The sequence below is a fragment of the Mesorhizobium sp. M0159 genome (genome assembly GCF_040322295.1).
GTDB lineage: Bacteria > Pseudomonadota > Alphaproteobacteria > Rhizobiales > Rhizobiaceae > Mesorhizobium.
The window spans coordinates 82,306-109,292 of record NZ_JAMYTF010000003.1; the positions used below are offsets into that span (position 1 = coordinate 82,306).

26 protein-coding genes and 1 tRNA gene are annotated in these 26,987 nt (G+C 63.7%); 11 read left to right on the forward strand and 16 right to left on the reverse strand.

What is annotated here, in order from left to right:
* Positions 1 to 72: 72 nt before the first annotated feature.
* From NKJ32_RS04020 to NKJ32_RS04050, 7 genes are all read right to left on the reverse strand, one after another.
* On the reverse strand, positions 73 to 672 hold the full coding sequence (locus NKJ32_RS04020) for a VOC family protein (protein ID WP_352826849.1): 600 nt from the start codon (positions 670 to 672) through the stop codon (positions 73 to 75).
* 80 nt (positions 673 to 752) lie between these two features.
* Positions 753 to 1,583, reverse strand: coding sequence for an ATP-binding cassette domain-containing protein (locus tag NKJ32_RS04025; RefSeq protein ID WP_352826850.1), 831 nt, complete (start codon positions 1,581 to 1,583; stop codon positions 753 to 755).
* Positions 1,576 to 2,466 (reverse strand): ABC transporter ATP-binding protein, encoded by an 891-nt coding sequence (locus NKJ32_RS04030; protein WP_352826851.1) that lies wholly within the window; start codon positions 2,464 to 2,466, stop codon positions 1,576 to 1,578. Before NKJ32_RS04030 ends, NKJ32_RS04025 begins: the two co-directional genes overlap by 8 nt.
* Positions 2,463 to 3,311 carry an ABC transporter permease gene (locus NKJ32_RS04035; RefSeq protein WP_352570275.1) on the reverse strand — a complete coding sequence of 283 codons (849 nt, stop codon included), beginning with the start codon at positions 3,309 to 3,311 and terminating at the stop codon, positions 2,463 to 2,465. Before NKJ32_RS04035 ends, NKJ32_RS04030 begins: the two co-directional genes overlap by 4 nt.
* Positions 3,304 to 4,311 carry an ABC transporter permease gene (locus NKJ32_RS04040; RefSeq protein WP_352826853.1) on the reverse strand — a complete coding sequence of 336 codons (1,008 nt, stop codon included), beginning with the start codon at positions 4,309 to 4,311 and terminating at the stop codon, positions 3,304 to 3,306. Before NKJ32_RS04040 ends, NKJ32_RS04035 begins: the two co-directional genes overlap by 8 nt.
* 64 nt (positions 4,312 to 4,375) lie before the next feature.
* Entirely contained in the window at positions 4,376 to 5,902 is a 1,527-nt protein-coding gene (locus NKJ32_RS04045; RefSeq protein ID WP_023676842.1) for an ABC transporter substrate-binding protein, read from the reverse strand.
* A gap of 107 nt (positions 5,903 to 6,009) precedes the next feature.
* Positions 6,010 to 7,584: a phytoene desaturase family protein gene (locus NKJ32_RS04050; RefSeq protein WP_023676843.1), complete on the reverse strand. Its 1,575-nt coding sequence runs from the start codon at positions 7,582 to 7,584 to the stop codon at positions 6,010 to 6,012.
* A gap of 117 nt (positions 7,585 to 7,701) precedes the next feature.
* Between NKJ32_RS04050 and NKJ32_RS04055 the strand changes: the two genes are divergently transcribed.
* From NKJ32_RS04055 to NKJ32_RS04075, 5 genes are all read left to right on the forward strand, one after another.
* Positions 7,702 to 8,493, forward strand: a complete 792-nt coding sequence (locus tag NKJ32_RS04055; protein ID WP_023676844.1) for a cyclase family protein — start codon at positions 7,702 to 7,704, stop codon at positions 8,491 to 8,493.
* A gap of 149 nt (positions 8,494 to 8,642) precedes the next feature.
* Positions 8,643 to 10,214, forward strand: coding sequence for a phytoene desaturase family protein (locus NKJ32_RS04060; RefSeq protein ID WP_352570279.1), 1,572 nt, complete (start codon positions 8,643 to 8,645; stop codon positions 10,212 to 10,214).
* Positions 10,214 to 10,693: a MarR family winged helix-turn-helix transcriptional regulator gene (locus NKJ32_RS04065; RefSeq protein WP_352455076.1), complete on the forward strand. Its 480-nt coding sequence runs from the start codon at positions 10,214 to 10,216 to the stop codon at positions 10,691 to 10,693. Before NKJ32_RS04060 ends, NKJ32_RS04065 begins: the two co-directional genes overlap by 1 nt.
* Before the next feature lie 42 nt (positions 10,694 to 10,735).
* Positions 10,736 to 12,889 carry a thiamine pyrophosphate-dependent enzyme gene (locus tag NKJ32_RS04070; protein ID WP_352570280.1) on the forward strand — a complete coding sequence of 718 codons (2,154 nt, stop codon included), beginning with the start codon at positions 10,736 to 10,738 and terminating at the stop codon, positions 12,887 to 12,889.
* On the forward strand, positions 12,882 to 14,477 hold the full coding sequence (locus tag NKJ32_RS04075) for an indolepyruvate oxidoreductase subunit beta family protein (RefSeq protein ID WP_352826855.1): 1,596 nt from the start codon (positions 12,882 to 12,884) through the stop codon (positions 14,475 to 14,477). Before NKJ32_RS04070 ends, NKJ32_RS04075 begins: the two co-directional genes overlap by 8 nt.
* A 36-nt stretch (positions 14,478 to 14,513) precedes the next feature.
* On the opposite strand, the gene NKJ32_RS04080 is transcribed toward NKJ32_RS04075, so the two are convergent.
* Positions 14,514 to 14,589 (reverse strand) — tRNA-Thr (locus tag NKJ32_RS04080).
* 344 nt (positions 14,590 to 14,933) lie between these two features.
* Between NKJ32_RS04080 and NKJ32_RS04085 the strand changes: the two genes are divergently transcribed.
* Positions 14,934 to 16,073 (forward strand): hypothetical protein, encoded by a 1,140-nt coding sequence (locus NKJ32_RS04085; RefSeq protein WP_352826856.1) that lies wholly within the window; start codon positions 14,934 to 14,936, stop codon positions 16,071 to 16,073.
* Positions 16,074 to 16,175: 102 nt separating this feature from the next.
* Here NKJ32_RS04085 and NKJ32_RS04090 read toward each other — a convergent pair whose 3' ends face one another.
* Together NKJ32_RS04090 and NKJ32_RS04095 are read right to left on the reverse strand one after the other, a co-directional pair.
* Positions 16,176 to 17,777 carry a cisplatin damage response ATP-dependent DNA ligase gene (locus tag NKJ32_RS04090; RefSeq protein WP_352591291.1) on the reverse strand — a complete coding sequence of 534 codons (1,602 nt, stop codon included), beginning with the start codon at positions 17,775 to 17,777 and terminating at the stop codon, positions 16,176 to 16,178.
* Between the two features lie 238 nt (positions 17,778 to 18,015).
* Positions 18,016 to 19,026, reverse strand: a complete 1,011-nt coding sequence (locus tag NKJ32_RS04095; RefSeq protein ID WP_352826857.1) for a ligase-associated DNA damage response exonuclease — start codon at positions 19,024 to 19,026, stop codon at positions 18,016 to 18,018.
* A gap of 107 nt (positions 19,027 to 19,133) precedes the next feature.
* On the opposite strand from NKJ32_RS04095, the gene NKJ32_RS04100 reads away from it, so the two are divergent.
* A complete protein-coding gene (locus tag NKJ32_RS04100) occupies positions 19,134 to 20,078 on the forward strand; it encodes a class I SAM-dependent methyltransferase (protein WP_352455081.1) in 945 nt (314 codons plus the stop codon).
* A gap of 55 nt (positions 20,079 to 20,133) precedes the next feature.
* Positions 20,134 to 20,490 carry a hypothetical protein gene (locus tag NKJ32_RS04105; protein WP_352455082.1) on the forward strand — a complete coding sequence of 119 codons (357 nt, stop codon included), beginning with the start codon at positions 20,134 to 20,136 and terminating at the stop codon, positions 20,488 to 20,490.
* A 7-nt stretch (positions 20,491 to 20,497) separates the two neighbouring features.
* Here the strand turns inward: NKJ32_RS04105 and NKJ32_RS04110 are convergent, their stop codons facing one another.
* Entirely contained in the window at positions 20,498 to 21,361 is an 864-nt protein-coding gene (locus tag NKJ32_RS04110; protein ID WP_352455083.1) for a prephenate dehydratase, read from the reverse strand.
* 33 nt (positions 21,362 to 21,394) lie between these two features.
* Positions 21,395 to 22,123 carry a 3-deoxy-manno-octulosonate cytidylyltransferase gene (locus NKJ32_RS04115; protein WP_352455084.1) on the reverse strand — a complete coding sequence of 243 codons (729 nt, stop codon included), beginning with the start codon at positions 22,121 to 22,123 and terminating at the stop codon, positions 21,395 to 21,397.
* A 192-nt stretch (positions 22,124 to 22,315) separates the two neighbouring features.
* Between NKJ32_RS04115 and NKJ32_RS04120 the strand changes: the two genes are divergently transcribed.
* The 3 genes from NKJ32_RS04120 (at position 22,316) to NKJ32_RS04130 (ending at position 24,360) form a co-directional block, all read left to right on the forward strand.
* Positions 22,316 to 22,975: a c-type cytochrome gene (locus tag NKJ32_RS04120; RefSeq protein ID WP_352455085.1), complete on the forward strand. Its 660-nt coding sequence runs from the start codon at positions 22,316 to 22,318 to the stop codon at positions 22,973 to 22,975.
* Between the two features lie 228 nt (positions 22,976 to 23,203).
* Positions 23,204 to 23,476 carry a hypothetical protein gene (locus tag NKJ32_RS04125; protein WP_352826860.1) on the forward strand — a complete coding sequence of 91 codons (273 nt, stop codon included), beginning with the start codon at positions 23,204 to 23,206 and terminating at the stop codon, positions 23,474 to 23,476.
* Positions 23,477 to 23,592: 116 nt separating this feature from the next.
* The gene (locus NKJ32_RS04130) at positions 23,593 to 24,360 is read left to right on the forward strand and encodes a hypothetical protein (protein WP_352826861.1); all 768 of its coding nucleotides are present in this window, start codon (positions 23,593 to 23,595) and stop codon (positions 24,358 to 24,360) included.
* A gap of 47 nt (positions 24,361 to 24,407) precedes the next feature.
* Here NKJ32_RS04130 and NKJ32_RS04135 read toward each other — a convergent pair whose 3' ends face one another.
* Genes NKJ32_RS04135 through NKJ32_RS04150 form a run of 4 tightly spaced genes read right to left on the reverse strand, consistent with a single transcriptional unit; the run spans position 24,408 to position 26,962 of the window.
* Positions 24,408 to 25,127 carry a hypothetical protein gene (locus NKJ32_RS04135; protein ID WP_352826862.1) on the reverse strand — a complete coding sequence of 240 codons (720 nt, stop codon included), beginning with the start codon at positions 25,125 to 25,127 and terminating at the stop codon, positions 24,408 to 24,410.
* Positions 25,124 to 25,312, reverse strand: a complete 189-nt coding sequence (locus NKJ32_RS04140) for a hypothetical protein (RefSeq protein ID WP_352826863.1) — start codon at positions 25,310 to 25,312, stop codon at positions 25,124 to 25,126. The genes NKJ32_RS04135 and NKJ32_RS04140 overlap by 4 nt, the downstream gene beginning before the upstream one ends.
* Positions 25,305 to 26,813, reverse strand: a complete 1,509-nt coding sequence (locus NKJ32_RS04145; protein WP_352826864.1) for a hypothetical protein — start codon at positions 26,811 to 26,813, stop codon at positions 25,305 to 25,307. The genes NKJ32_RS04140 and NKJ32_RS04145 overlap by 8 nt, the downstream gene beginning before the upstream one ends.
* Entirely contained in the window at positions 26,810 to 26,962 is a 153-nt protein-coding gene (locus tag NKJ32_RS04150; RefSeq protein WP_352826866.1) for a hypothetical protein, read from the reverse strand. The genes NKJ32_RS04145 and NKJ32_RS04150 overlap by 4 nt, the downstream gene beginning before the upstream one ends.
* Positions 26,963 to 26,987 lie beyond the last annotated feature (25 nt).

Genomic DNA, 26,987 nt, shown 5'->3' on the forward strand with positions numbered 1-26,987 from the left:
AGGATTGAAACAATCCGCCCCAGAAACCCAGCTTGCCGGCAGTCGGCTTGCGCAGGCCAGGGACGCCCCGGGCTATTTTTCCGGGTTCTTCGGGCTCCACAGCACCGTCTCCGCATCTTTTTCATAGGCCATGCCATTGGGATAGCTGATCGCTTCCAACTGCAAGCCCCAGGGCGCCTGGAAGTAGAGGATGGTCTGGCCGGCGGCCGGGCCTTCGGTAACCGGCAGCGGTCCCATCCGCGTCTTGACGCCCTTGCCGTCAAGATAGGCTTTTGCGGTGGCGATGTCGTCGACATAGAAAGCGATATGGAAGCCGCCTATGTCGCTGTTGCGAGGCGTCAGGTCCTTCTGGTCCGGCGCGGTGTATTTGAACAGCTCGATGTTCGACCCGTGTCCGCAGCGGACCAGGGTGATCTCCTCAATCACCGCCTTGGGATCGACGCCCAGCAGATCCTGCATGAATGTGCCCTTGTCGTCGGCGAACGGGCCGAACGACATCGCCTTCTTGCAGCCAACCACCTCGGTGAAGAAATCGACCGCCTGCTCCATGTCGGGGACGGTGACGCCGGTGTGGTCGTGGCCACGCATGCCGGGAATGGAACTGGCGTAAGCCGTGCCGATGCCTCCCAGCACGGTGGCGGTGAGCACTGCGTAGCGGATTGCATTCTTCATGTCAGTCATCCTCCATCGCGGGACATTTTGCCGGGTGCACGCCTGAGGCCCGCTCTTTAGCGTGCGAATAGGATTGTGTTTCATGCCGGCGCCTTTGCGGCGGGAAGTAGCCAGGCATCATCGATCTCGGGCAGCGGAATGGCGGCGAGGAGGTCGCGCGTGTAGCCCTGCTGCGGCTGCTCGAACAAAGTATCGGTCGCGCTGGCTTCGACGATCGCGCCTTCGCGCATGACGATCACGTGCCGGCAGAGCCGCCGGATCACCGACAGGTCATGGCTGATGAAGGCAACGGTCAGGCCCATTTCGGCGGCGAGTTTTTCCAGCAGCGCCAGGATCTGTGCCTGCGTCGACACGTCGAGGCCTGAGACGATTTCGTCGGCCAGCACGAATTTCGGCGACAGCGCCAGCGCGCGGGCAATGCCGACGCGCTGGCGCTGGCCGCCCGACAGTTCGTGGCGGTAGCGGCTGGCGAAACCTTGCGGCAGGCCGACGCGCTGAAGCGCTTCAGCAACTCGGGCTTTCAGATTGTCGCCGAGGCCATTCTGTTTGAGTGGTGCGGCGATGATGCTGGCGATGGTGCGGCGCGGGTTGAGCGACGACATCGGATCCTGGAAGATCATCTGCAGATTGCGGCGCAGCGGCCGGAGCTCGGCCTCAGGCAGGTGTGTGATGTCGCGGCCGTCGAAGATGACGTTGCCGGCACTGGGCTCCAGAAGCCGCACCAACGCGCGGCCAAGCGTCGATTTGCCGGAGCCGGATTCGCCGACGATGCCGGTCACCGATCCCTTTGGCAGGTCGAAATCCAGCCCTTTCAGGATCTCGGCCAAGGGCGCGCGGCCGATCAGCGGCTTGCGCGTCATGTCGGGCAGCGCGACCTTCAGCCCACGCACGGAAAACAGCGGCTCAGCCATGCGGGCGCCTCCAGGCCTGATCGGCGGCGGCGATCTCCGAAGCAAGCCCGGCCAGCACCGTCTCGTCCACCGGCTTCAGCGAGGCGAAGGGGTCGGTGTAGCGTGGCGTCGCGGCCATCAGAGCTCGCGTGTAGGGGTGCTGCGGAGCGGCGAAGAGAGCGGCCGTTTCGGCCTCCTCGACCACCTTGCCAGCATAGAGCACCGAGACCTTCTGGCTGATCTTGGCGACGACGCCGAGATCATGGGTAACGAACAGGATCGCCGTGCCGTGCTCGCGCTGCAGTTGCGCGATCAGCCGCAGGATCTGCTTCTGCACAGTCACGTCGAGCGCCGTGGTCGGCTCGTCGGCGACGATCAGCCTTGGTTCGGCAGCAAACGCCGCGGCGATCAGCACGCGCTGGCGCATGCCGCCGGACAGCTCGTGCGGATAGCATTTGAGGACACGCTCGGGGTCGCGGATTTGCACCTCGTCCAGCAATTGGCGGATGCGTGCATCGGCCTTCTCGCCGCTCCAGCCGAGGATGCGCACCAGCCGGTCGGTCATCTGCGGGCCGATGCGGCGTGACGGGTTGAGTGCGGTCAGCGGATCCTGCGGGATCAGCGCCGTGCGCGCGCCGATCAGGGTGCGCCGTGCCTTGGCCTGCAGTTTGCCGAGGTCCTCGCCCTCAAGCAGCATGTCGCCTTCGACGATGCGCACGCTCGAAGGCAGCACGCCAAGCACCGCCTTGCCGATCATCGTCTTGCCGGCGCCGCTCTCGCCGACCAGCGCGCGCACCTCGCCGGGCTCGACGGCGAGCGACACCGAGCGCAGCACGCGCAAGCCATTAGGCAGCACCGCGCTAAGGCTGCGTATGTCGAGGCAGGGTTTCGCCAGCGCGTTCATCGCAGCACCGGATCGAAACGTGCCCTGAGGCCCTCGCCAAACTGGCTGAACGACAGCACCGTCAGGATCAGCGTGACCAGCGGGAACACCAGCACCCACCAAGCCTGATGGATCGACAGGCGGCCCTCGGCGATGATGCCGCCCCAGGTCGGGTCGTCGGTCGAGATCGACAGATTGACGAAGGACAGGATCGCCTCGACGATGACGGCAATGCCCATCTCCAGCGACAGCAGCGCGACGATCGATGGCACCACATTGGGCAGCACCTCGCACAGCATGATGCCGATGCGGCCGTAGCCGGCGATGCGGGCGTTCTCGACATAATCCATGCGCGACTGGCCCATGGTCTCGGCGCGGATCACCCGGCAGAAGCGCGTCCAGTCGATGACGGCAATGGCAATGATGACCGAGCTCAAGCCGGTGCCGAGCACGGCGACCAAAAGGATGGCAAACAGCACCGGCGGAAACGCCATCCAGACATCGACAACGCGCGAGATGATGCGGTCGGCCCAGCCGCCGAAATAACCAACGATCAGGCCGAGCGTCGAGCCGACCAGGCAGGCCGCGATGGCGGCGGCGAAGGCGACGATGAAGGCGATACGGGCGCCGAAGATCAGCCGTGACAGGAGATCGCGGCCGAGACTATCGGTGCCGAGCCAGTAGCCGGGCTCGGCTCCATCGAGCCAGAACGGCGGCAGGCGCTCCAGCATCAAATCCTGCGCCAGCGGGTCCTGCGGTGCGACCAGCGGCGCAAAAATTGCGGCCAGCAGCGCAATCAGCAGCCAGCCGCCGGCCAGCCACAGGCGTGCCCGCGAGCCATGTCTCGAAATGCGGGCCTCATCCATGGCGCAGCCTCGGATTGAGCAGGGCGTACATCATGTCGACGGCAAGGTTGATCAGCACAAACAGCAGCGCGAAGACCAGCACGATGCCCTGGATCAGCAGCAGGTCGCGGTTGATGACGGCATCGATCGCCATGTTGCCGAGACCTTCATAGGAAAACAGTCGTTCGACGATGACCGTGCCGCCGATCAGGAAGGTGAACTGCACGCCGACCAGCGTCAGCGTCGGCAGGGCCGCGTTCTTCAGCGCCTCGCGCAGGATGACCTGCGTTTCCGAAAAGCCCTTTACCCGCGCCAGCACGACGTAGTCGAGGTCGAGCACTTCCTTCAGCGACTGTTTCAGCAGCTGCGAGATGATCGCGGCCAGTGGCAGCGCCAGCGCAATCGCCGGCATCAGCATGTGTGCCAGCAGGTCCCTGGTCAGGTCGAAGCGCAGCCGTACGATGCTTTCGAACAGATAGAATTGCGTGGCGAAGGGCAGGTCGAGCTGCGGCGACACCCGGCCAGAAATGTCGAAGATAGGCACCAGCACGCCGAACAGAAGGATCAGCACCAGGCCCCACAGGAAATCGGGAATCGAGAGTGCCGCACCGCCGGCAATGTCGATGCCGGCTTCGACCGCGGTGCCGCGTTCGCGCGCGCCGAGGATCGCCGTCGTGCCGCCGATCGCCAGCGCCATCACAAGCGCGACGATGGCGAGTTCCAGCGTGGCCGGGAGGCGATTGAAGACCAGCCCAAGCACGTCCTGCCGCAGTGAGATCGACGTGCCGAAATCGCCCCTGACGACACCGGCCAGCCAGATGAAGAATTGCTGGACGATGGTCTTGTCCAGCCCGTAAAGCGCGCGCAGCCGAGCGATGTCGGCATCGGTCGCGCCGGGCGGCAGCATCATCGCGATCGGGTCGCCCGGCGCGACACGGATGACGATAAAGACGACGACGGCCACGCCGAACAGCGTGATCGCCATCGTCAGAAGACGGATCAGGAATCTTTGCAGCAGCATGGTCGCCCGTGGCGGAAAATGCGCGCCGTCATTCCGGACGGCGCGCGGCAAGCCGAAGACTGTCTCAGGCCGGGCTCATCAGCGCCGGCAGAAGTGCGCCCGACACATGCTGCACCACATTGACGCCCTTGGCATGCACGATCGGCTGCGCATACTGGATCAGCGGCAGCACATAGGCCTGTTCGGCGATGTATTTGTCGACGGCCTTCCAGCCGGCAATGCGCTTGGCCTCGTCCTTCTCGCCCCATAGTGGATTGATCATGTCGATCAGGTCCTGGCTGTCCCATACCGAATGCGGGCTTGGGCCATACATGGCAAAGCCGGTCGACGTGGTGGGATCGCCGATGGCATTGCCCCAATTGTAGAAGGCCGCCGGCGCCAGCTTGTCGGCGGCGCGCAGCTCGTAGTGCTTGGCGATCTCGTAGACCTCGATCGTTGCCTCGATGCCGACCTTGCGCCACATGCCGACGATCGCCTGGATCATCTCGTAGTCCTTGGGCTTGAAGCCCTTGGTCGTCTGTATCGTGAACTTGACCGGCTTTTCCGGCGAATAGCCGGAGGCGGCCAGCAGTTCCTTGGCCTTGTCCGGATTGTGCTCCACCTTGATCGACGCATCGTAGGCCTCGTATTCCGGCGTCTCCAGCGTATCGATGGGCTGGCCGTAACCGCGCAGCAGCCGGTCGACCAAAAGCTTTTTGTCGACCGCCATCACCGCCGCCTGGCGCACGTTCTTGTCCAGCATCACGTCGATGTCGTTGAAGAAGATCATGCCGATGTCGGAGACGTTCTTGCATGAGCCGGCAAGTCCATCCTTGGCGATCAGGCGGTCATATTCCTCATAGGGGATTTCCAGCGTCACCTGCGAGGAACCGGACTCGATCTCGGCGACGCGGCTCGCCGCATCGGTGACGAACTTGATGGTTACGTTTTCGAAGGCCGGCTTGCCGCCCCAGTAGTTCGGGTTGGCCTTGAGCCGCAGGAAGGCGTTGCGCTCGAATTTGTCGACCATATAGGGCCCGGTGCCGATCGGGGCTTTCTCAAAACCCTCGGCGCCGACCTTTTCGTAATAGGCCTTCGGCATGATGTAGCCGGTCAGGAACGACATCCACTTGAAATACACCGGGTCGAATTGCACGACGTCGCCGGTGATCTTGTTGCCGTCGATCTTGAAGTTGTTGACGTTCTTCCAGACGAACTGGATCGGGTTGCCGGTCTTTTCATCGCCCGCCCGCTGCAGCGACCAGACCACGTCTTCGGCCGTGAATGGCGAGCCGTCATGCCAGGTGACGCCCTCGCGCACCGTCATCATGATCTTGCTGCGATCCTCGTTCCAGCCCCATTCGGTGAGCAGGCCGGGCGCGAAAGAAAGATCCGGCTTCTGCGGGATGAACTGGTCGAACACCGACTGGTAGAGACCCTGGATGGTCGGGTTGACCGCCGAAGGCCCGGTGGTCGGGTCCCAGGACGGCAAATTGACATTGTAGGCGATGGTCAGTTCGCCGGCAGCCTTGGCGATTTGCGGCAGGCCGAGCGCCGTGGCGCCAAGTGCGGCCGCGCCATATCCGAGCAATTCTCGTCTGTTGATTGTCATGGTCGTTCCCCTGTTGCTTTTATGCGCGGTGTCGTTGTCAATCGGTGGGTTCAGGCTCCTTGGGCAACCGCGCCTTGTCCTCCTTCACCCTAGATGAAAAATGGAGCCTACCTCCCGCCAAGTTGTTGCGCGAGCATGTAGCCCGACGCCGCCCCGGTGCCGGCGCCGGGCCATGTTGCCGCCCCGGTCAGGTGCAGATTGCCGACCGGCGTGTTCCAGCCGGCGTAACCGCGCGCCGGCCGGAACAGGAAATTCTGCGCCAGATGATGGCTGCCGCAGATCTGGTCGCCGCCGACAAGGTTCGGGTTCTCGCGTTCGAGGTCGATGGGCGAGAACACGGCGCGGCCGAGGATCTTCCGACGAAGGCCGGGCGCATAGCGCTCGATAATGTCGAGGACGCGCTCGGCGTAGTGCTCCCTAGCCTCGTCCCAGTGAGCCGCCGCGATCGTGCCCGCTGCATCGCCTGCAATCTCGGCTGGCAGCATGCGCACCTGCACCCAAAGTACGTGCTTGCCGTCCGGCGCGCGCGAGGGATCGACGGCCGTCGGCTGGCCGACGACCAGCACCGGTTCATCCGGCAGCATGCCTGCCATCACCTGCTGGTAGGTCAGCGACATGGCGTCGAGCGACGGCGAAAGGTGCACATAGGCGAACTGCCGAAGCTCGGCGCCGGCGCGCCAGTCCGGCAGATCGTCGAGCGCCAGATGGATCATCAACGTCCCCGGCGCGTGGCGGAATTTTTTCACGGCCGTGTCGAAGCCGGTGTCGCCCGATCCGTTAGGCAACAGTTTCCCGGTCAGCGCCTTGGGCGCGACACCGGCGATGACGGCCTTGGTGGCTGTGTGGGTCTCGCCGGAAGCGAGCCGCACGCCGGTCGCTTTGCCGGCCGAAACCGTGATCTCGGCGACATCAGCCCCGGTGACGATCTTGCCGTCGGCGGCCGTGAGCATGCCCGACAGAGCGCGGATAATGGTGTCGGCGCCGCCTCTGCCGAGCACCATGCCGAAGCGCTGGTTGGCCATGGATTCGAGGTAAGGGAACACCGCGCCGCCGGCGATATCGGGGGCGAAGTCGAGATGCATGCCCCAGGTGGCGAGCGTCGCCCTGACATGCGGTGACTGGAAAGTCTCCTCGAGCCAGGCGCGGGGTGACGAAAGCAGCAACCGACCAGTATCGAGCGCGCCCGCAAAACCCTTCTTGCGCCAGAGGTTCCAGGCGGTGCCGGCGAGCGCACGGCCGCTCATCGGCGAGCCCAGCAGCCGGAACAGATGCTCGGCCTCCGCCGGGAATGCCGCAACCAGACGGCGCCATGTCTGTGCGTCCGCGTCGGAAAAAGCGGCCATGCGCGAGGCGGTCTTTTCCAGGTCGCTGCTGACGCCGAACCAGCGACCGTCGGGGAAGGCGCTGGCAAAACAGTCGGCCACCGGCACGAATTCCAGCCCGTGGGTTTTCAATTCATTTGCATATTTCTTGTGAAAGGCCGAGCCGGCGAACAGGCTGAGATTCATCGCGCCGAAATCGTGCCGGAAGCCCGGAAGCGTCAATTCGCGCGTCTGGACGGCGCCGCCGATCGTTGCATTACGCTCGAAAACTGCCGTTTTCCAGCCTTTGAGCGCCAGATGCGCGGCGCATGCCAGACTGTTGTGGCCTGCCCCGACAAATATGGCGTCGAACTCGCTCACGCCCCGTCCCATTTGCTTTATGCTTAAAGATAATTGCAGATGCATATGTTTTCGTCTAGTAGGATATTAAGGGCCGCGAGAGCCTTCAGCACCATCGAGAAAGAGGGAACAGAGACCATGGACACACAACAACTTCTAGGCGAAGTCGCCGGCCAGCTGCTTTCAGGCGCCATCCAGGTGGTCGACCTGACGGCGCCGCTCGGGCCCAACACGCCACTGATCAAGCTGCCGCCGGAACTGGCGGTCGACACGCCGAAGATCGAGATCCACGCCATCTCCGCCTATGACAAGAATGGCCCGTGGTGGGCGTGGAACTGGCTCAAGCTCGGCGAGCATTCGGGCACCCATTTCGACGCACCCAACCACTGGATCACCGGCAAGGATTATCCGGACGGCGCCACCGACACCATTCCGGCGCAGAACTTCGTCGGCCCGGTCAACGTCATCGACTGTTCGAAGCAAGCGGCAGCCGATCACGATTTCCTGCTCACCGTCGATCACATCAAGGCATGGGAAGCCGAACATGGCGCTATCAATCCCGGCGAGTGGGTGGTGATGCGCACCGACTGGTATAAGCGCAACGGCTCGGAAGCCGAGTTCCTCAACGCCAATGAGACCGGACCGCACACGCCTGGCCCGACCGCCGAAGCCATCCAGTATCTGATTAGCAAGGACATCAAGGGCTGGGGCAGCGAGACGATCGGCACGGATGCTGGAAAAGCAGGGGGAATGGAGCCGCCGTTTCCGGCGCACAGCCTGATGCACAAGGCCAACCGCTACGGCCTCGCCAGCCTCTGCAACCTCGACCGGCTGCCGCCGAAAGGCGCGATACTGATCGCTGCACCGCTCAAGATCGAGCACGGCACCGGCAGTCCGATCCGCGCGTTGGCGTTGGTGCCAAGGCAATAGGGTAGCTGCGGTCTTCGGGAGAAGATCATGTGCGGAAATGGCACTGTGGTGACGGAGTGGGAGCGGCAGCCTTGCAAAGCTGCGGCTCTACGGCGCCGTAGAGCGCCAATCTCTGCAATTGAACTCCTGCCGGCTAGGAGCACGCATCGATGAGCGCTCCCGATCACATCGTCGTCGGCAGCGGCATCAACGCGCTGGTCTGCTCGGCGATGCTTGGCGGCAAGGGGGCGAAGGTGCTGGTGCTCGAGCGCAACGACCGCATCGGCGGCTGCATGCGAACCGAAGAAATCACCGCGCCCGGCTTCATCCACGACGTGATGGCGACGACCTTTGTCCTGTTCATCACCTCGCCGGCGTATGCGGCGCTGGGCAAGGATCTGGCGCGGCACGGCCTGGAGTTTTGCAACACCTCCACGCCGACCGGTGTGCTGCGCCCGGACGGCAGCCATGCCGTCCTGCGCACCGATCGTATCGCCAATGTAGCGGCGATCAATGCGCTTGCCGCGGGCGACGGCGACCGGCACGCAAACGATGTCGGCGAGATCGAGCGCAACGCCGGTCTGCTGTTCGGACTGCTCGGTGGCAGCCTGTGGTCCTACCCGACGGCCAGGCTGCTGGCGGGTGAAGCCTGGCGGTGCGGCCCGCGTGGCCTTGCCGCCTTTCTCGGCAGCGCGCTGGTGCCAGCGCGCGGTTGGCTGGAAAGCACCTACCAGTCGGAAACCATGCGCGCGCTGTGGGCACCCTGGGTGCTGCATGCCGGCCTCGGGCCTGAGGACGCGTTCTCCGGCCAGATCGCCAAGGTCATCGCCTTCGCGCTTGAGGCGGCCGGCGCGCCGATCGTCAAGGGCGGTGCCAGGAATCTGCTGGCCGCCTTCGAAGCCTTGATCAGGGAACGCGGCGGCGAAATCCGCACCGGCGCCGACGTCGCGGCTATTGTCCAAAGCGGAGGCCGCGCCGCCGGCGTGCGGCTGGCTTCGGGCGAAACGATCAACGTGAACAAGAGCGTCATCTGCTCGGTCACGCCGACCCAGCTCTACCAGCGGCTGCTCGGCGACGCGGCGCCGAAAGCCGACGTCGAGGCAGCGCAAAAATACCGCTACGGCAAGGGCAATTTCCAGATCCACTATGCCTTGGACAAGCCGCCGGCATGGCGCGGCGAGGGCCTGGACAAGGTCGCGCTGCTGCATCTGACGCCGGGGCTCGACGGCGTCTCGAAGGCCTGCAACGAAGCCGTGCGCGGCATGCTGCCGGAGGTGCCGACCATGTGCGTCGGCCAGCCGCACGCGCTCGACCCATCGCGCTGCCCGGCCGGCAAGGCGGTCCTGTGGCTGCAACTGCCCGAGGCGCCACGGCATATCAAGGGCGATGCCGCCGGCAAACTGCAAACACCGGCAGACGGTCGCTGGACCGAGGCGCTGCGCGAAGCCTATGCCGACCGTGCCGAAGCGATCCTCGCCAGCCATATCGATGGGTTCAAGGACAGCGTCATCGCACGCCGCGCCTGTTCGCCGACCGACCTGGAAGCTATGAACATCAATCTGGTCGGCGGCGACCCCTATGGCGGTTCCTCGGCTATCGACCAGTCGTTTCTGTGGCGGCCGTTCAAGACGAGCCGCAATCACGCCACCGAGGTCAGGGGTCTCTACCACATCGGTGCCTCGACCCATCCGGGTGCTGGCTTGGGCGGCGGCTCCGGCTTTCTCCTGGCGGGGAGGCTGTGATGGAACAGAAGGTTGAAAAGCGCCAGCGCATCTCGACTTTGGGCCAGATCGGCCTGCAGCAATTCGCGCCCTATCTGATGAACCGCATCATGGGCCGCTACAACGCCACCTTGCGCGACAATTTCCGCAAGCAGGGCCTGACCATTCCGCAGGTGCGCACGCTGGCGGTGTTGTCGGTCACCGATGGCGTCACCGTCAACGATCTCTCGGTCTATACCGTCATCGAGCAGTCGACCTTGAGCCGGACGCTCGACACGCTGGAGGGGCAAGGGTTTGTGCGGCGCGAGCAGGGGGTCACCGACAGCCGTATCCGCCATGTATTCCTGACCGACGATGGCCGCGCCGAGTTCGCGCGCGCCTGGCCGGCCATGCACGACGCTTTCGAGGCAATGTTCGACGATGTCGACGATGCCGAATACGCGGCGCTGATCGCGACATTGCAGAAGATGCTGAAGAACATTCGCAAGCACGACATCTGATCTTACGCGCCGCCATCGGGGCGGTAACGGAAGGAGCCCAAAATGGCCGAACGGTCTTTTGCCAAGGAAGTCGAAAAGCTCAGGCTCGGCGCCGGCGAGGAGTTTTCCGGCGAAGGCATTCTCGCCATCACCAAGGCGCTGCTGCAATGCGGCGTCGGCTATGTCGGCGGCTATCAGGGCGCGCCGATCAGCCATTTGATGGACGTGCTGGCCGACGCGCAGGATATCCTGGGCGAGCTCGGCGTGCATTTCGAGGCGAGCGCCTCGGAAGCCACGGCCACCGCCATGCTTGCCGCATCGGTGCATTATCCTATCCGCGGCGCGGCGACCTTCAAGTCGACGGTCGGCACCAATGTCGCCTCCGACGCGCTCGCCAATCTCGCTTCCGGCGGCGTCACCGGCGGTGCATTGATCATCGTCGGCGAGGATTACGGCGAAGGCTCCTCGATCATGCAGGAGCGCAGCCACGCCTTTGCCATGAAGAGCCAGGTCTGGCTGCTCGACCCGCGACCGAACCTGCCGTCGATCGTCAAGGCGGTGCAGGACGGCTTCGAGCTGTCCGAGGTTTCCAACACGCCGGTCATGCTGCAGGTCCGTATTCGCTGCTGCCATGTCCACGGCCATTTCATCGCCAAGGACAACAAGCGCCCGGCAATGACTGTGGCCGATGCGCTCGAGGCGCCGCGCCGCGACACCGGCCGCATCGTGCTGCCGCCCGCGTCCTTCCTGCACGAGAAGGAAAAGGTGCAGAAACGCTGGCCGGCGGCGGTGGATTTCATCCGCACCAACAAGATCAACGAGTTTTTCGGCCCGGAGCACGGCTCGGTCGGCATCGTCATGCAGGGCGGCATGTACAATTCGGTCATCCGGGCGCTGCAGCGGCTTGGCCTCGCCGACACTTATGGCGACACCGACGTGCCGCTCTATGTGCTCAACGCCGTCTATCCCTTAGTCGACGACGAGTTCCTGTCTTTCTGCGAAGGCAAGGACGCCGTCCTCGTCGTCGAGGAAGGCCAGCCCAACTACATCGAACAGGCCTTTGCCGCGATGCTGCACAAGGCCGGCCGCGGCACCAGGCTCGTCGGCAAGGAACATCTGCCTATGGCCGGCGAATATACCGGCCAGGTGATGCTCGACGGCATCGGATCGTTCCTGCGCGCCACCATCCCGCATCTGCTGCCAAGCGAGGTCCGCGCGCCGAACAAGATCGGCGACGGGCTCGACACCGCCGACCTGATCAACGTCGTCCCGGGCCGGCCGCCCGGCTTCTGCGTCGGCTGCCCGGAGCGGCCGATCTTCGCCGCCACCAAGCTGGTCGAGCAGGAGCTGGGCAAGCACCACATCGCCTCCGACATTGGCTGCCATCTGTTCTCGATCATGCCGCCTTTCGAGCTAGGTGCCACTACCATGGGCTACGGGCTGGGGCCGGCCTCGGCTTCGGCGTTCAATTCGCCCGATGCCAAGCGCCGCTCGATCTCCTTCGTCGGCGACGGCGGCTTCTGGCACAACGGTCTGACCTCGTCGATCGGCAACGCGGTGTTCAACAAGAACGACGGCGTCATCGTCATCGTCGACAATTTCTATTCGGCCGCCACCGGCGGCCAGGACATCCTGTCGTCCCGCGCCGGCAACAAGACCAAGTCGACCAAGCACCCGATCACCGAGGCGGTGAAGGGCATGGGCGTCAAATGGCTGCGCCACATCGACCGCACCTACGACGTAACCAAGATGCAAGACACGCTGCGCGAGGCGCTGACGACGGACGAAAAGGGCCCGAAAGTCATTGTCGCCTCGTCCGAATGCATGCTCAACCGGCAGCGCCGCGAAAAGCCGCTGGTCGACAAGGCGATCAAGGGCGGGGCGCGCATAGTCAAGCCGAAATTCGGCGTCGACGAAGATATCTGCACCGGCGACCATGCCTGCATGCGGCTTTCCGGCTGCCCGTCGCTGTCGGTGAAGTCGCTGGACGACCCCCTGCGCGACGATCCGGTGGCGCATATCGACCAAAGCTGCGTCGGTTGCGGCAATTGCGGCGAGGTCGCCGATGCGGCGGTGCTCTGCCCATCCTTCTACCGCGCCGATGTCGTGCACAATCCGAGCCGCTGGGACCGTTTCCTTGAAGCCGCTCGCCGCGCCATGATCGGTCTCTTGCAGCGGCGCCGTGAAAGCCGGCGCCTGATATTCGCCGATGCTTGACGCCGTGCCCTCATCGCGCTCGAAAGCCGGCGCCCCCGAAGACGAGCGCGTCATCAAGCTTGCCGTGCTGGCGGTCGGTGGCCAGGGCGGTGGCGTGCTGGCCGACTGGATCACCGACGTCGCCGAGCGCAACGGCTACGTCGCGCAATCGACCTCGGTCGCCGGCGTCGCCCAGCGCACCGGCGCCACCATCTATTATGTCGAAATGTGCCCCGACACCGGCCGCCTGCCGGTCTTCGCGCTGTCGCCGTCGCAGGGCGACGTCGACATCCTGATTGCCGCCGAACTGATGGAGGCCGGCCGCGCCATCATCCGCGGCTTCGTCACGCCCGAGCGCACGACGCTGATCGCCTCGTCGCACCGCATCGCCGCGGTCTCGGAGAAGATCGAGCCCGGCGACGGTCGCGCCTCGTCCGCCAAGGTGCATGCCACGGCGGAAGCCGCGGCCAAGCGCTTCATTGCCTTCGACATGGAGAAGATCGCCGCCGACAATGGCTCGATGATCTCGGCCAGCCTGCTCGGCGCGCTGGCCGGCTCCGACGCCTTGCCGTTCAGTCGCGAAAGCTATGAGCAGGCGGTCAGTGCCGGCGGCCGCGGTGTGAAGGCCAGCCTCGCCGCCTTCGGCGCCGCCTACGATCGGGCGCGCGGCATCGCGAGTGCGCCTTCGGGCGACAAGACTGCAGGGCCGGCGGCCGCTGAAACCGGCTCGGGCGCCGCGACAGAAGTCAGCGGCCCGGAAAGCCTGTTGAAGGGCTGGCAACAATTGGCGGCGCGCGGCGCCACGCTGCCTGTACCCGTGCGCGAAATGGCGCTTCGCGGCCTGAAAAAAGTGGTCGACTATCAGGACGTTGCTTATGGCGGCGAGTATCTCGATAGGCTCGACCGGGCCGTCGCTCTGGACGATGCCGAACACGCCTACGCGCTGTCGATCGCCGCCGCCAAGCATCTGGCCAACGCGATGTGCTACGACGACATGATCCGCGTCGCCGACCTGAAGACGCGTTCTAGCCGCGACCGACGCGTACGCCGTGAGGTTGGCGTCAAGGACGGCTCGGTCCTGCAGGTGACCGAATATTTCCATCCGCGCATCGAGGAATTCTGCGGCACGCTGCCGGCCGGGCTCGGCAGCTACATCGAGGCGCGGCCGAAGCTCGCCGCCTTCCTCGACCGCCGCATCAACCGCGGCCGCCATATCCGCACCGACAGTTTTGCCGGCTTTGCCGCATTGTGGTTCATCGGCGGCCTGCGCCGCTGGCGCCGCCGGCTGCTGCGCCACAAGATCGAGACCGCGCATCTCGAGCGCTGGTATGCGCTGGCGCTGGGCCAAGTCGGCGAGGACTACGCGCTTGGCACGGAGATCCTCAACTGCCGCCGGCTGATCAAGGGCTACAGCGACACCCACGCCCGCGCGCAGTCGAAATTCGACCGGGTGCTGTCGGCGCTCGACCTGGTCAAGGGCCGCCCGGACGCCGCAGACTGGACCCGGCGCCTGCGCGAAGCCGCGCTGAAGGACGAAAAGGGCGACATGCTCGACGGCGCGCTGAAGACGGTGGCGTCGCTGGGCGACGGCGACGTTCCATCAAGTTGATCTGTGAAATGGTCCCGTTTAATTCATCGAGAATTTTGGTGCCGCTTAGGTGACTCGAACACCTGACCCCATCATTACGAATGATGTGCTCTACCAACTGAGCTAAAGCGGCCCGGGAAGCCGAGCTTCCAGGATGGGCTGCGTGATAGACGCAACCGGCCGCGAATTCAAGATGGCAGTCGCGATTTCAGGACGAGGCAATTCGTGCCGCCTCCGGCCGGGCGCAAGGGCAGCCGCCGCGCGGATCTACCATTGGCCGCGTGATGCCGCATCGGCACGCCGCCCGCCGCCGTGACCGGGAAAATCAGCGAAAAATGTTGATTCCTTTACCGAAAATCACCGAAATGAGCTTTGTGCCCCTCGGCAAGGCAGAATGCGGCCGCTCGCTTGTTGATTGATTGGTCGCCTGCGGCTAACGATCATGGCAAAGTGAGTGAAATTGCAGAGGGAATTCGCTTGGACGCGATCGAAAAAGCGATCCGCAATGCCTTCGAGAAAGGCAATGCCGACGACCGGGCGTTTCGCGAGCGGGTCTATCGATCGGCTTTCGCGGCACTCGACCGTGCCCTGCAGGCCAATCCAAACGTGACAGTGGAAGTCGCCATCAAGCGCCGCAAGGCGGTCCAGGCGAAGATCACCGAAATCGAATCGGAATTCCTGCCGGCGGTTGCCGACGTCGCCGCGCCGACCGACAGTTTGCAGGCAGCACCGGAGGTGGAGCCCCCGGCCGAAGCCGAAGCCGCGCCGTCGCCCGATGTCGTCGTTGACGGTCCGGCGCAGCCGCCCGAAGCCGATGCGCCGCGGTCGCGCGTCCTGCCGGTCGTTCCCGACATCATGCCCGATGCGCCTGTTGCCGAGGCGCCGGTGATCGACATGGGGGCTTCGGCTCCGACCGAAACCGACGATGCGGAAGTGACGCCCGACCGCGACGACCGGCGGGCGAGGCGGCGGCGCCTGCCCTTGACCGCGATCTTCTTCGGTGTGACGCTGCTCGCAGCCGCCGGCATCGGCCTTTATTTCGCCAACCAGACCGGCGTCTTCAAATCGGCGACCGAGCTCGACACAGCGCCACCGGAAGCGCCGCCAACGGTCGATGGCGAAGATTTCACGCCGGACGACACCGCTTCGCCGCCAAAGCAGGGCGAGGAGGACCAGGCGCGCGACTGGATCAACGTCTTTTCGCCGGGTGACCCGACGCAGGTCAATGCACCGTCGGACGCCAAGGCCGACGTTGTCCAGGACGAAAGCGGTTCCTTCCTGCGCATCCGCTCGGGCGCATCCGGCTCGGCCATCAGCTTCGACGTCGGACAAGGCGTGTTGGAAAGACTAGCCGGCAAGCATGCCACATTCGACATCATCGCGCGCTCCGAGGAGGGGCAGGAGACGCAGATTTCCGTCGATTGCAATTTCGGCGAACTCGGCGACTGCGGCCGCAAGCGCTATGCGGTCGGTCGCGAGCGCAATGAATATCTGTTCGACGTGCGCTTTCCCGACAAGCGTCCGGGTGCTGCCGGCACCATCGCCATCAATTCCGACTTCGACAAGCAGGGCAAGTCGGTCGACATCTACGAGATCCGCGTTTCAGTCGTTCCCTAAAGCACGTGGCGTTCGGACCGGCCTCATGCGACGCACTTTAGGTTCTTGTTTTGATGCATGTCGTTACCGCAAAACCGCTGCACACTTTTTGCGCGACATGCGTTAACTATCGAGCAGCGCCTGCAGCGTCTCGATGCGGTCGGCTTCCGCCGCCGGCTTGTCCCAGCGCAGCCGCGAAATGCGCGGAAAGCGCATGGCGACGCCGGATTTGTGCCGCGTCGAGCGGTTGAGCCCTTCGAAGGCTACCTCAAGCACCAGCCCGTTCCTGCGGTCGGCACGCACCGAGCGGACCGGGCCAAAGCGCTCGATCGTGTTGTCGCGGACATATTTGTCGATCTGCCTCAGTTCCTCGTCGGTGAAGCCGAAATAGGCCTTTCCCACCGGCACCAGCTCCTCCGATCCTTCCGGCCCGGACCAGACGCCGAATGTGTAGTCGGAATAGAAGCTCGAACGCTTGCCGTGGCCGCGCTGGGCATACATCAGCACCGCGTCGACCGTGTGCGGATCGCGCTTCCATTTGAACCACGGGCCCTTCGGCCGCCCGGCCACATAGGGCGAATCCCAGCGCTTCAGCATGACGCCTTCGATAACCGGATGCAGCGGCTTGCGGCGCAATTCCTCGAGTGCCTGCCAGTTGCTGAATTCGACCAGCGGCGACAGATCGAAGCGGCTCGGATCGAGTGTCCTGACGAAGGCCTCGAGCCGGCCGCGCCGTTCGCGGAAGGGAAGTCCGCGCAAATCCTCGTTACCAATCTGCAGCGCATCGTAGCAGCGCATGAAGGCGGGGTATTGCTGCTGGATCTTGGGTGACACGCTCTTCCGGTTCAGCCGCTGCTGCAGGTCCGAGAACGTGCCCGTCGCCTGCCTGGGGTCACCGACCAGAAGCTCGCCGTCGAGGGCTCCTGAAAAATCCATAGCCTCGGCAAGATCCGGAAAGGCGCCGGAGACGTCGTCACCGGTGCGGGAATAGAGCCGACGAATGCCGCCTTCGCAAACCGCCTGGACGCGGATGCCGTCCCATTTCCATTCGGCCGCGTAGTCGGCCGGGTCGAGCTTTTCGAGGTCGCCGTCGCCGACGGCATTCGACAGCATCACCGGCCTGAACAGCGCCAGCGCCGTCTTCCTGGGTTTTTCCGCTTTACCCTCCAGCCAGGCGAACAGCCCGATATAGGGCGGCGTCAGCCCGTGCCAGAGTTCCTCGATCTCGGCGATTTCGACCTTGCCGAAATCGGCCAGCGCCTGCTTGGCCAGCCGCGCCGAGACGCCGATGCGCAGGCCGCCGGTGACCAGCTTTATGATGGCGAAGCGCGCCGAAGTGCTGGCGCTGTCGAGCAGCCGGGCCAGCACCTGCGGCCCGTCGGAACGGCTCGCCGCCTGCAGCTTCGCCACCACCTCGGCCAGCGTCGGCTCGTGGTTCGCAATGTCGACCGGCGCCTGCGGCCAGACCAGCGACACGGTCTCGGCCAGGTCGCCGACATAGTCGTAGGAATAGCCGAACAGCACCGGATCCATGCGCTCGATCACCAGTGTGCGCAGCATCGCCGGCTTGACCGCGGCGATGGACAGATCGCCGGTGATGGCAGCCAGCGCCAGCCCGCGGTCCGGATCCTCGACGCTGCGGAAATAATCGGTCAAGAGCGTCAGCTTGCCGTTGCGCGACGGCGTCAGCACCAGCCGGTCGAGAAGCTCGGCGAAGCGGTTCATGAGCGGCGCGCCAATGGGAAAGGCTTGCGTTCTGTCGCGCCCCCCTCTGTCCTGCCGGACATCTCCCCCTCAAGGGGAGAGATTTGCTGTCGCGACTGCTTTCGCCAATTTCCAACGTTGCAGGATGAGCGGCAAAACCAAAGCTGCCGATCTCCCCCGTTGAGGGGGAGATGGCCGGCAGGCCAGAGGGGGGCGCCGTAGAGCGCCGTACCGGCGATTGCTGGATCCAAAAACACCATCAATCGCCCTCGTCCTCATAGCCGACGAGATGCAGCGGCCGGGCGGCAATGCCTTCGAGCTCGCACCAGCGCACCAGCGCCTCCTCGCGGCCATGCGTTACCCAGATTTCTTCGGCGCCGGTCTCCTTGATCGTCGCCGTCAGTTCGTCCCAGTCGGAGTGATCGGAAATGATCAGCGGCAGCTCGACGCCGCCCTGCTTGGCGCGCTGGCGGATGCGCATCCAGCCTGAGGCGAAGCACGACATCGGATCGGGAAAACGCCGCGCCCAGCGATCGGCGAAGGCGGATGGCGGGCCGACGACGAGGGCGCCGGCAAAGTCGCTTTTTTGGCCGGTCTCGACGGTCGCCGGTTCCAATGTGCCGAGATCGATATTCTGGCTCTGGTAATACTCGCTGAGCTTGGCCAGCGCGCCGTGGATGTAGATCGGCTTTTCGTAGCCGGCATCGCGCAGCAGCCGCATGACGCGCTGCGCCTTGCCCAGCGCATAGGCGCCGACCAGATGCGTTCGCTCGGGAAACTGCTCGGTCGATTTCAGCAGCCGGGCGATCTCTTCGGTATCGGGCGGATGCCGAAACACCGGCAGACCGAACGTCGCCTCGGTGATGAAGACGTCGCATTTGAGCGGCTCGAACGGCTCGCAGGTCGCGTCCTTCTGGCGCTTATAGTCGCCGGACGCGACGATGCATGTGCCCTGATGCGCGACCTTGATCTGGGCCGAGCCAAGCACATGACCAGCCGGGTGAAAGCTGACGGCCACACCGCCAAGCGCAATCGTCTCGCCGAGCACGGCGACTTGCGTCGTTCCGGCAAAACTGTCGCCGTAGCGCAGCCCCATGATATCGAGCGTCTGCTGCGTCGCCATCACCAAGCGGTGGCCGGAGCGGGCATGGTCGGAATGGCCATGTGTGATCAGCGCCCGGTTGACCGGCCGCACCGGGTCGATGAAGAAATCGCCGGGCGGGCAATACAGCCCTTCCGGCCGGGGATGAAGCAGGTCGCTGGCGCGCATGGCCCCAAGATAGGCGCTAATTCCGGCGCGGGAAGCCTGTTGTAAGTCACTGCTGACTCCAGCATAGAGCGCAAGCCGGCTGCAAACACCCGGCGGAACCCGATCGCATGAAACCGCTCCAGACCTCGTCCGGCGATTTGACCGCCGACCGCCGCGCCGACTATGCCGAAATGCTCTATGCATCCGGCGATCATGCGGCAGCGGCGGAATTGCTGCTCGGCGCGCTCGAACTGGCGCCGCAATGGCCAGCCGGCTGGTTCCGCCTCGGCGAGATGCAGGAGGCGGCGGGCGCGCCCGATCGTGCCGCGCAGGCCTGGACGACGGCACTGCGGCTCGACCCGGCGGACAGGCTCGGCGCGGTGCTCAAGCTGCAATTGATCGGCAGGGCGGCGGCGGCACAGGCGCCGCCCAGCGCCTTCGTCGAGACGCTGTACGACCACTATGCCGGGAGTTTCGAGGCTGAGCTGGTCGACAGGCTCGGCTATCGCCTGCCCGAATGTCTCGACCGCGCCATCCGGGCGGCACGGCCGGGCCGGTTTTCGCTGGTGCTCGATCTCGGCTGCGGCACCGGCCTCATGGGCCAGAAGCTGCGGCCGATCGCCGACCGGCTGGAGGGTTACGACATCTCGACCGGCATGCTGAGGCAGGCGCGCGCCAAAGGCGTCTACGATCTGCTCGTCAAGACGGACCTGCAGGATTTTTGCTATTCTGGCCCGAAAGCCGATCTGGTGACGGCGGCCGATGTGTTCATCTATCTCGGCGCACTCGACAAGGTGGTGAACAAGATTGCCGGAATGCTTGCCGGCGGCGGTCTGTTTGCGTTCTCCGTCGAGACGCTCCCGGGCGGAGAATCGTCTGACAGCGCCGGCTTCGCCCTGCAGCCGTCGCGCCGCTACGCGCATTCGCAAGGCTATGTAGAGCGGGTTCTGGATGCCGACGGCTTTTCGATCCTGTCGCTGCAGGCAACAATCATCCGGCAGGATCGCCGCCAACCGGTCGAAGGGCTGGCCGTAGTGGCAAGCTTGCTTTCCGGCAGCGTAAAATCTGGCTAAGACTTCTGCCGCTGCGCATGAGAAGCCGCAGCTGCGAAAGACAAGGAGCACGTTCATGCGCTGGAACATGACGGTCTTGGCATCTTGCCTGGCGATGGCCGGCTGCGTCGGCAATTCGATGTCCGAACGGCAGGACGAAAACGTCCAGTCCTCGCTGCAATATGACAAGGTGCCTTGCGATCAATTGCTGGCGCAACGAAACGGCCTGGCGCAGCAATATCATTTGCCGGTGGACGCCAAGCCGTCCTTCTCCAACCCGGCGACGGGCTTTGGCCCGTTCACGCCGGACATGCGCTCGAAAGCCAAACGCGACGCCGACCAGGCAAGCGGCAAGATCGACGCCATGAACCGGTCGATCAGCCGGCGCGAATGCGGCAAGCCGGCCAAGCAGAACAAGCTCGGCCTGACCTGACCGGATCCTAATCCGCCACCTTCCATTGCTCGCGCGAGGCGCTGGCGGGATAGACGCCGAGAATGCGCATTTCGCGCGAGAAAAAGCGCAACTCGTCGAGTGCCAGCTTGACCAGCGGATCGTCGGGATGGCCCTCTATGTCGGCGTAGAACAGCGTCGCCGTAAACGCGCCGAGCTGGTAGCTTTCCAGCTTGGTCATGTTGATGCCGTTGGTGGCAAACCCGCCCATCGCCTTGTAGAGCGCCGCCGGCACGTTGCGGACGCGGAAGATGAAGGTCGTCATCATCCTGGCGTCGGCCGAGGGACGTTCGGCCCATTGCTTGTTCTTGGTCAGCACAACGAAGCGGGTGACGTTGCTGTCGGTGTCCTCGACATTCTCCTCGATGATGTCGAGTCCGTAGAGGGTCGAGGCCAGCGCCGGCGCCAGCGCGGCCATGGTGCGGTCCTTCATCGCGGCGACCATCTTGGCGGCGCCCGCGGTGTCGCCGGCAACCGTCGCCTTCCAGCCGTTCTTGCGGATGTATTTGCGGCATTGGCCGAGCGCGTGGATGTGGCTGTGCACGGTCCTGATCTCGTCGCGCCTGACGCCGGGCAGCACCATCAGCTGGAAGTGGATCGGCAGAAAGTATTCGCCGATGATGTGCAGCTTCGATTCCGGCAAGAGGTGATGGATGTCGGCGACGCGGCCGGCAATGGTGTTCTCGATCGGGATCATCGCCAGATCGGCTTTGCCGGTCTCGACCGCATTGAAGGCGTCCTCGAAGGTCGGGCACGGCAACGGCTCCATCGACGGGAACATGTTGCGGCAGGCGGTGTCGGAATTGGCGCCCGGCTCGCCCTGGAAGGATATTTTGTTGGTCTTTTCAGCCATGCGCAGAGTCTCGGGGATTGGGGGAAGAATTTTTTAGTTGGAAAGGAGCGCCCTGGCGCGTTCGAGATCGCCCGGCGTATCGACGCCAAGCGGCACCGACTGCACGATCTCCGCATCGATGCGCATGCCGGCCTCCAGCGCCCGCAACTGCTCCAGCCGCTCGCGGCGCTCCAGCGGCGACGGCCTTAGCGCAACGAAGCGTTCGAGTGCGGCGCGGCGATAGGCATAGAGGCCGATGTGATGGTAGAGCGGACCTTCGCCCCAGGGCGCGGTGGCGCGGGTGAAATAGAGCGCCCTGAGCCGTGTCGCCGAGAGTGGCGAGCCGACCAGCTTGACGACGTTCGGATTGGTCTTTTCCTCGTCGCGGACGATCTCGACGCAGAGCGTGGCGATATCGACCGCTGCGTTCTCGAAAGGCTTCAGCGCGGCGCCGATAACAAGGGGGTCGATGGTCGGCAGATCGCCCTGCACATTGACGATCGTCTCGACGCTGTTGCCAGGGTCGAGAATGGCCAGCGCTTCGAAGATGCGGTCGGAGCCGGTTTCGTGGTCCGCCCGCGTCAGCACCGCCTCGAAACCGTGCGTGCGCACCGCCTCCGCAACGCCTTGCGTATCGGTGGCGACGACCACCCGGCCGAGCCCGGCTTCGGCGGCGCGGCGGGCGACGTGGACGATCATCGGAGTGCCGGCAATGTCGGCCAGCGGCTTGCCCGGCAGGCGCGTCGAGGCCATGCGGGCCGGGATCAGGATGAGCGTGGACATGAGGCGGGCAAAGGGCTCGAAAAAGAGGAGGACAAAGTGGCAAAAGGTCTCACTGGCAGCGCCCTTATAGGTGTTGCAACGCCGGAGCAAAAGACCTAGTTTCCGCGCGATTTGGCCGGTTCCACCGGGTGGATCACGATACCGACGGACGGAGTGGACGGATCGGTCCGCCGGAAAGGGAGCATGGGGCGTATGGATTCCAACGAAGTCAACAAGCTGCTCGCCGGTCTCCTCGGAACCGTGTTCATCGTCTTTTCCGTTGGCATCGTGTCCGACGCGCTGTTTGCCTCGCCGGCGCCGGAAAAGCCCGGCTTCGCCATCGAGGCGACCGAGCCCGCCGAAGGCGGCCCGGCCGCTCCCGCCGCAGCCGTGAAGCCGATTGCCGAGCTGCTGACCACTGCCAACGCCGAAGCGGGCGCCGCCATCTTCAAGAAATGCCAGGCTTGCCACTCCGGCGAAAAGGGTGGCCCCAACAAGGTCGGCCCCGATCTCTGGGACATCATCGACCGTCCGGTCGCCGAGCATGAGGGCTTTGCCTATTCGGCCGGCATGAAGGAGTTCTCCAAGGGCGGCAGCGAGAAGTGGACCTACGACAATCTCAACCACTTCATCACCTCGCCGAAGAAGTTCGTGAAGGGCACCGCGATGGGCTTCGCCGGCCTGCCGAAGGATGAGGACCGCGCCAACGTCATCGCCTATCTGCGCACGCTGTCGGACAATCCGAAGCCGCTGCCGGCGCCCGGCGCCTCGGCCGAAAATGAGCCCGCCAAGCCGGCCGAAGGTGCGGCCCCTGCCAAGCCGGCAGAAGGCGCGGCGCCAGCCGCTCCGGCGCCGGCTGCGCCCGCAAAATAACAAAACTGTAATGGCATAATCCTTGAAAAAGCCGGGTTCAGCCCGGCTTTTTTCATGGCGGATCGGCTGCGAAATCGCCCTAAGTTGTTGATTTATATGGGGCGCAGTTTTCGACCTCATCCGAGATCGGCGGGTTAGGGACCGAGTTATACAACGTTTTGTATTTAGGTTTTGTCTGGTGAGATCGTGTATGCTGGTCCGGAAGACTTCAAGGGGTAGGAGGTTAGGATGTCCATCAACGATCTGGTTGACTCTATCGAGCAGGTAGCGCGTTTGGCGGTGCTTGAGGCCAAGGCCGTCTATGTGTGCGAATTTCACCCGGATGCGACAATCACCAATGGCGATCCGGAGGCTGATAGGCTGGCCTATGCGATCGCCACCAATAAGCTTAAGCGTGAAGACGAAATGTTCATGCGTGAGGAGGTCATGGAGGCCGTCAAATATGAGCTTGATATGGCCAATGATGAATGCGCTCAGTGCGCGAGACACCGGGACGATTAGAGCCCCGTAGGCGTGTGCGAGGTCGCGGCCAGGGTATCGGGTGCGCCAGATCGTCCGCGCGCGTCCTGCACAGAGATAGATGTGAAGACGCTCTATTTGAAAGCGAGTTACGGCGGATGTCATCTTTCGACGCGGTCTTCAACTATGTGATAGTCGAACAAATGGCGGCTTTTGAAACTATTTCCAAAGCCGTTCCCCCTCCCCGTCTGACAAAGCACGGGAACCACTCTGTGTTGCGCTTTGAAGAAAAAACGCTGCAGCAGGCGCTTGTCCTAAAATCAGCTCGATTGATCAGCGGACTGCAGGCTGGGCGAAGGCTGCTCGATACCGGTTTCTTGCAGGAACTAGGCGCGATTCAGCGAATGCTCGATGAAATTGACGCAGACATCATGTTCCTTGCTGGACCGCTGATATTCGGAAGTGAGGAGCCTCCTCATCAAGCGTATCTGGACGAATTCTTTTCTGAAGAATTTGACAAGCCAGGTGATGCTATTGGATCAACGCAGGCCCGCAACCGCGTTAGCCGTAAAAAAATTCGTGCCTACAACGCGCGAACCTACTCATTTGGTGATTCAGTCGACAAGATCGTTGCAGTTACGGAAACGATCGAGAAAGCCTATTCAGGGTTCGTGCATGCGGCAGGCGGGCACACAATGGACATGTATTTCGGGAACCCTCCCCGATGGCACGTCAGCGGTATGTCGGGAACATTTCGGCATAAGGAATCGACGGATGATTTCACCAACTATGTCTATCGGTCTGTCGGCAGTATTTCCTTTGTGGCAAAGAGTATGAAACTGGACGACCTAGGTGTGCATCTGTGGCAGGTGTCAAAGAAGGTCGCAAAGGCTGCGGGCATCGACCTTTGGCAGGGCACCAGCTAGCACCTCCCTCGCGTACGCGCGACCCCCCTTGGTGCGAACGTGACGCTTCACGTTTGCGCCGGCGCGGCGGCTCCCTGTAACGCGCGGCCCAGTTTGGCTTCGGCTTCGTTCGCGGCCTTGTTGCCCTGTTCCCCGTCGCGCTCGGCTTGGAGGTCGCGCATGTCTTGAATCGATTTCCCGAACTGCTGATAGGCGAACGTCAAGTGTTCTTCGGCGGTGTCGAGGTCTTCGATTTTCGCCATTTCGTCCGGCGCACGCTCGGCGACAAACTGATCAATGATCGACTTGAGCGGGCGGGAGGTTGGGCCGACAAGGAGCTCATGCGCCTGAAGCGCGGCGATCACCGCATGGTCACCCCTCGACAGGGCAGCAGTGATTGCGGCGTCGCGGTCTTCTTGCTTCATTGACCGCAGGACATCGCGAAGCTCTCGCGCATTGCCGTAATCCGCCAGCAGTCCGGCCTTGCCTTTCGCTTCGTGTCGGAGCTTATCCTTGGCCTCCAAAACCTTGGACGCGGCGGCGCGAACGGATGCGGTGGCTAGGCTCGTGGCTTTCAGGAAGCCGTCCTTGTACTTCAATGCGGCGGCTTCGCGTGTCACCAACGGATCGACCACAGACCGCGTGGCGTCGAGGCCATCCCACAAATTGGACAAGCTCGACAGCGCCGAGAACACTCCAACTAATTCCGGCATGTCCGGGTTGGTGACGTTGCCACGCGCGATGTCGGCATTCAAAAGTGGCGGGCGAAGGGGTGTGCGCTTTCTCATGGTTTGGGCTCCGTGTGTTTCAAAAGGCGGTTCAAGTAGGCGTCCCGGCCTGCGTTTTTCCGGCCGATCGGATACGGCGATTCATACCGCTCGATGCCGGAGAGTGTGCGACCATCCGCTATCAGTTCCTGTTTTGCGTCACCCCCGACGCGGAGGCGGACGGGCACGTTGCTGTCGTCAGTCATGGTTCCAAAGTCCTCGTCTGCGCTGCTCCGCGACATAGTCCATGCCGGAGAACATCGAGTTGTCTTCCTCTTCATCAGCCCCACCGCCATAGCGGCCGATACCCATCTGAGGGACTTGCGGCGCGTTATCGATCGCCCAGATTGCGCCGGCGACCGAGTTCGCTACGTCATCGTGTGATCCGGGAGAGTGGTCGATTTGTTCCTTCCCAGTGCCGCGCGTTACGCGGCGTTCAAGACCGACGAACTGGTTGACGAGCTTGTCATTGTCGAGGAGGTCGACGGTGCCGGAGTTCAATGAGGGAAGGATTTCGCGATAGATGTCGCTCCGGCTCTTCGGCGCGAGAAGGTACGTGACGCCTGCCTTCGAGAAGAGTTCGCGCGGGAATTCGCCGCCATACCGATCGCCCATGACCTCGCTGAGGCCATATGAAATGAGTGTGTCGGAGAGGTCGGCCACGACGCGCTCCGGGGAGAAGGGCGGCTTGTGTTCCCGGATCGCGTCGAGAATGACCATGTCGTCTTCGCGATGGACAATGGCGAGCGTCCAGGCATCGGCCGCGCCGCCGCTCGGATCGGTAAATGCCGTGTAGCTGGTGAAGGGGACATAAGGCCGCTCGAACACGGCCGATGACACGAGACCTTCGACCTGTTCGCGCTTGATGAAGGCTTCGATGTCGCTTCGGAACTCCGCCAGATATTCGGCGGAGGCGGATGCGGCGTCCCGTTGGAGCGCCCGATCGACGACCTTTTGCGGCAGGCTCGGATTGAACGTCCGGCTGGCGCCCTTGGCGACCAGAATTGCGGGATCGCCGGTCGGGCCGAAATGGCTCTTGAAGGTCGCGTAAAGCTCGCCTCGTTTCGCGTATGGCGATGATATTGCGATCAAGGGTCCATTGGTGGTGGCGAGGCTGGGGCGGAGAGCCGTCAAGATTTCGCTATCGGGGTTGGCGCTGTCCTCCGCGGTGCGAAAAAAACTTATTTCGTCACAGATCGCGCCAATGGCGGTGATGCCGCGCAATCCCCGGAAGGACGCTGCCCTGATCTCAAGATCGATGCCGTTATCAAGTTCGATGGTCTCCTTGGTCTCGTTTTTGACCATCGCGCGGAGGAGCGAGACCTGTTCGAAGATGGCGGCGGCATAGCCGAAGGCGACAGCGGCCTGTTTTTGGGAGGCTGCGAGGTAAGGGAGCTTGCCGCGTTCGCCGGGGACAAGGAGATCCGACCAATCGCAAAGTGCGCTCAGGTAGGCGGACAATACCGACATTGATCTGGTCTTTCCGCCGCGTCGGCCGACGATCGCCCAGAATTCTTCGACTGGGGAAGAAGGCTCGCGGTCGCGGGAGGTGAGGAGGCGCCAAAGTTCGCGCTCTTCGTCGGTCAAGACCTCGCCCATCAGGCCAATGAGGATTGTGCGCCATGGGAGCCAAGATGGGCCGGGCAAGATCGGGGCAAACAGGAGCGGATCGCTCAAGGCCTCGCGCATGGAGACCTTCGGCCTCATGACTGTGCCGCCTTCTTGGAGGCGAGATAGCCGTCAACGGTGAGTTGCTTCTCCGGCATCTTGGTCAGGCCAATGTCGGTCAGCAGGCGACGAAGGGTGTTGGCGATCGTCGAGTACTTCGCCATGTCCACATCGAGGTCGAGGGCCATACGGGTTTCCTGAGCCTCGCACCAA

Coding starts and splice junctions, on each gene's coding strand:
- NKJ32_RS04100 (WP_352455081.1), top strand. CDS start 19,134: ATGAAACCGCTCCAGACCTCGTCCGGCGATTTGACCGCCGACCGCCGC.
- NKJ32_RS04075 (WP_352826855.1), top strand. CDS start 12,882: ATGCTTGACGCCGTGCCCTCATCGCGCTCGAAAGCCGGCGCCCCCGAA.
- NKJ32_RS04030 (WP_352826851.1), bottom strand. CDS start 2,466: ATGAACGCGCTGGCGAAACCCTGCCTCGACATACGCAGCCTTAGCGCG.
- NKJ32_RS04020 (WP_352826849.1), bottom strand. CDS start 672: ATGAAGAATGCAATCCGCTACGCAGTGCTCACCGCCACCGTGCTGGGA.
- NKJ32_RS04140 (WP_352826863.1), bottom strand. CDS start 25,312: ATGACTGACGACAGCAACGTGCCCGTCCGCCTCCGCGTCGGGGGTGAC.
- NKJ32_RS04060 (WP_352570279.1), top strand. CDS start 8,643: ATGAGCGCTCCCGATCACATCGTCGTCGGCAGCGGCATCAACGCGCTG.
- NKJ32_RS04070 (WP_352570280.1), top strand. CDS start 10,736: ATGGCCGAACGGTCTTTTGCCAAGGAAGTCGAAAAGCTCAGGCTCGGC.
- NKJ32_RS04090 (WP_352591291.1), bottom strand. CDS start 17,777: ATGAACCGCTTCGCCGAGCTTCTCGACCGGCTGGTGCTGACGCCGTCG.
- NKJ32_RS04065 (WP_352455076.1), top strand. CDS start 10,214: ATGGAACAGAAGGTTGAAAAGCGCCAGCGCATCTCGACTTTGGGCCAG.
- NKJ32_RS04115 (WP_352455084.1), bottom strand. CDS start 22,123: ATGTCCACGCTCATCCTGATCCCGGCCCGCATGGCCTCGACGCGCCTG.
- NKJ32_RS04045 (WP_023676842.1), bottom strand. CDS start 5,902: ATGACAATCAACAGACGAGAATTGCTCGGATATGGCGCGGCCGCACTT.
- NKJ32_RS04150 (WP_352826866.1), bottom strand. CDS start 26,962: ATGGCCCTCGACCTCGATGTGGACATGGCGAAGTACTCGACGATCGCC.
- NKJ32_RS04105 (WP_352455082.1), top strand. CDS start 20,134: ATGCGCTGGAACATGACGGTCTTGGCATCTTGCCTGGCGATGGCCGGC.
- NKJ32_RS04120 (WP_352455085.1), top strand. CDS start 22,316: ATGGATTCCAACGAAGTCAACAAGCTGCTCGCCGGTCTCCTCGGAACC.
- NKJ32_RS04095 (WP_352826857.1), bottom strand. CDS start 19,026: ATGCGCGCCAGCGACCTGCTTCATCCCCGGCCGGAAGGGCTGTATTGC.
- NKJ32_RS04130 (WP_352826861.1), top strand. CDS start 23,593: ATGTCATCTTTCGACGCGGTCTTCAACTATGTGATAGTCGAACAAATG.
- NKJ32_RS04035 (WP_352570275.1), bottom strand. CDS start 3,311: ATGGATGAGGCCCGCATTTCGAGACATGGCTCGCGGGCACGCCTGTGG.
- NKJ32_RS04135 (WP_352826862.1), bottom strand. CDS start 25,127: ATGAGAAAGCGCACACCCCTTCGCCCGCCACTTTTGAATGCCGACATC.
- NKJ32_RS04145 (WP_352826864.1), bottom strand. CDS start 26,813: ATGAGGCCGAAGGTCTCCATGCGCGAGGCCTTGAGCGATCCGCTCCTG.
- NKJ32_RS04025 (WP_352826850.1), bottom strand. CDS start 1,583: ATGGCTGAGCCGCTGTTTTCCGTGCGTGGGCTGAAGGTCGCGCTGCCC.
- NKJ32_RS04110 (WP_352455083.1), bottom strand. CDS start 21,361: ATGGCTGAAAAGACCAACAAAATATCCTTCCAGGGCGAGCCGGGCGCC.
- NKJ32_RS04125 (WP_352826860.1), top strand. CDS start 23,204: ATGTCCATCAACGATCTGGTTGACTCTATCGAGCAGGTAGCGCGTTTG.
- NKJ32_RS04040 (WP_352826853.1), bottom strand. CDS start 4,311: ATGCTGCTGCAAAGATTCCTGATCCGTCTTCTGACGATGGCGATCACG.
- NKJ32_RS04055 (WP_023676844.1), top strand. CDS start 7,702: ATGGACACACAACAACTTCTAGGCGAAGTCGCCGGCCAGCTGCTTTCA.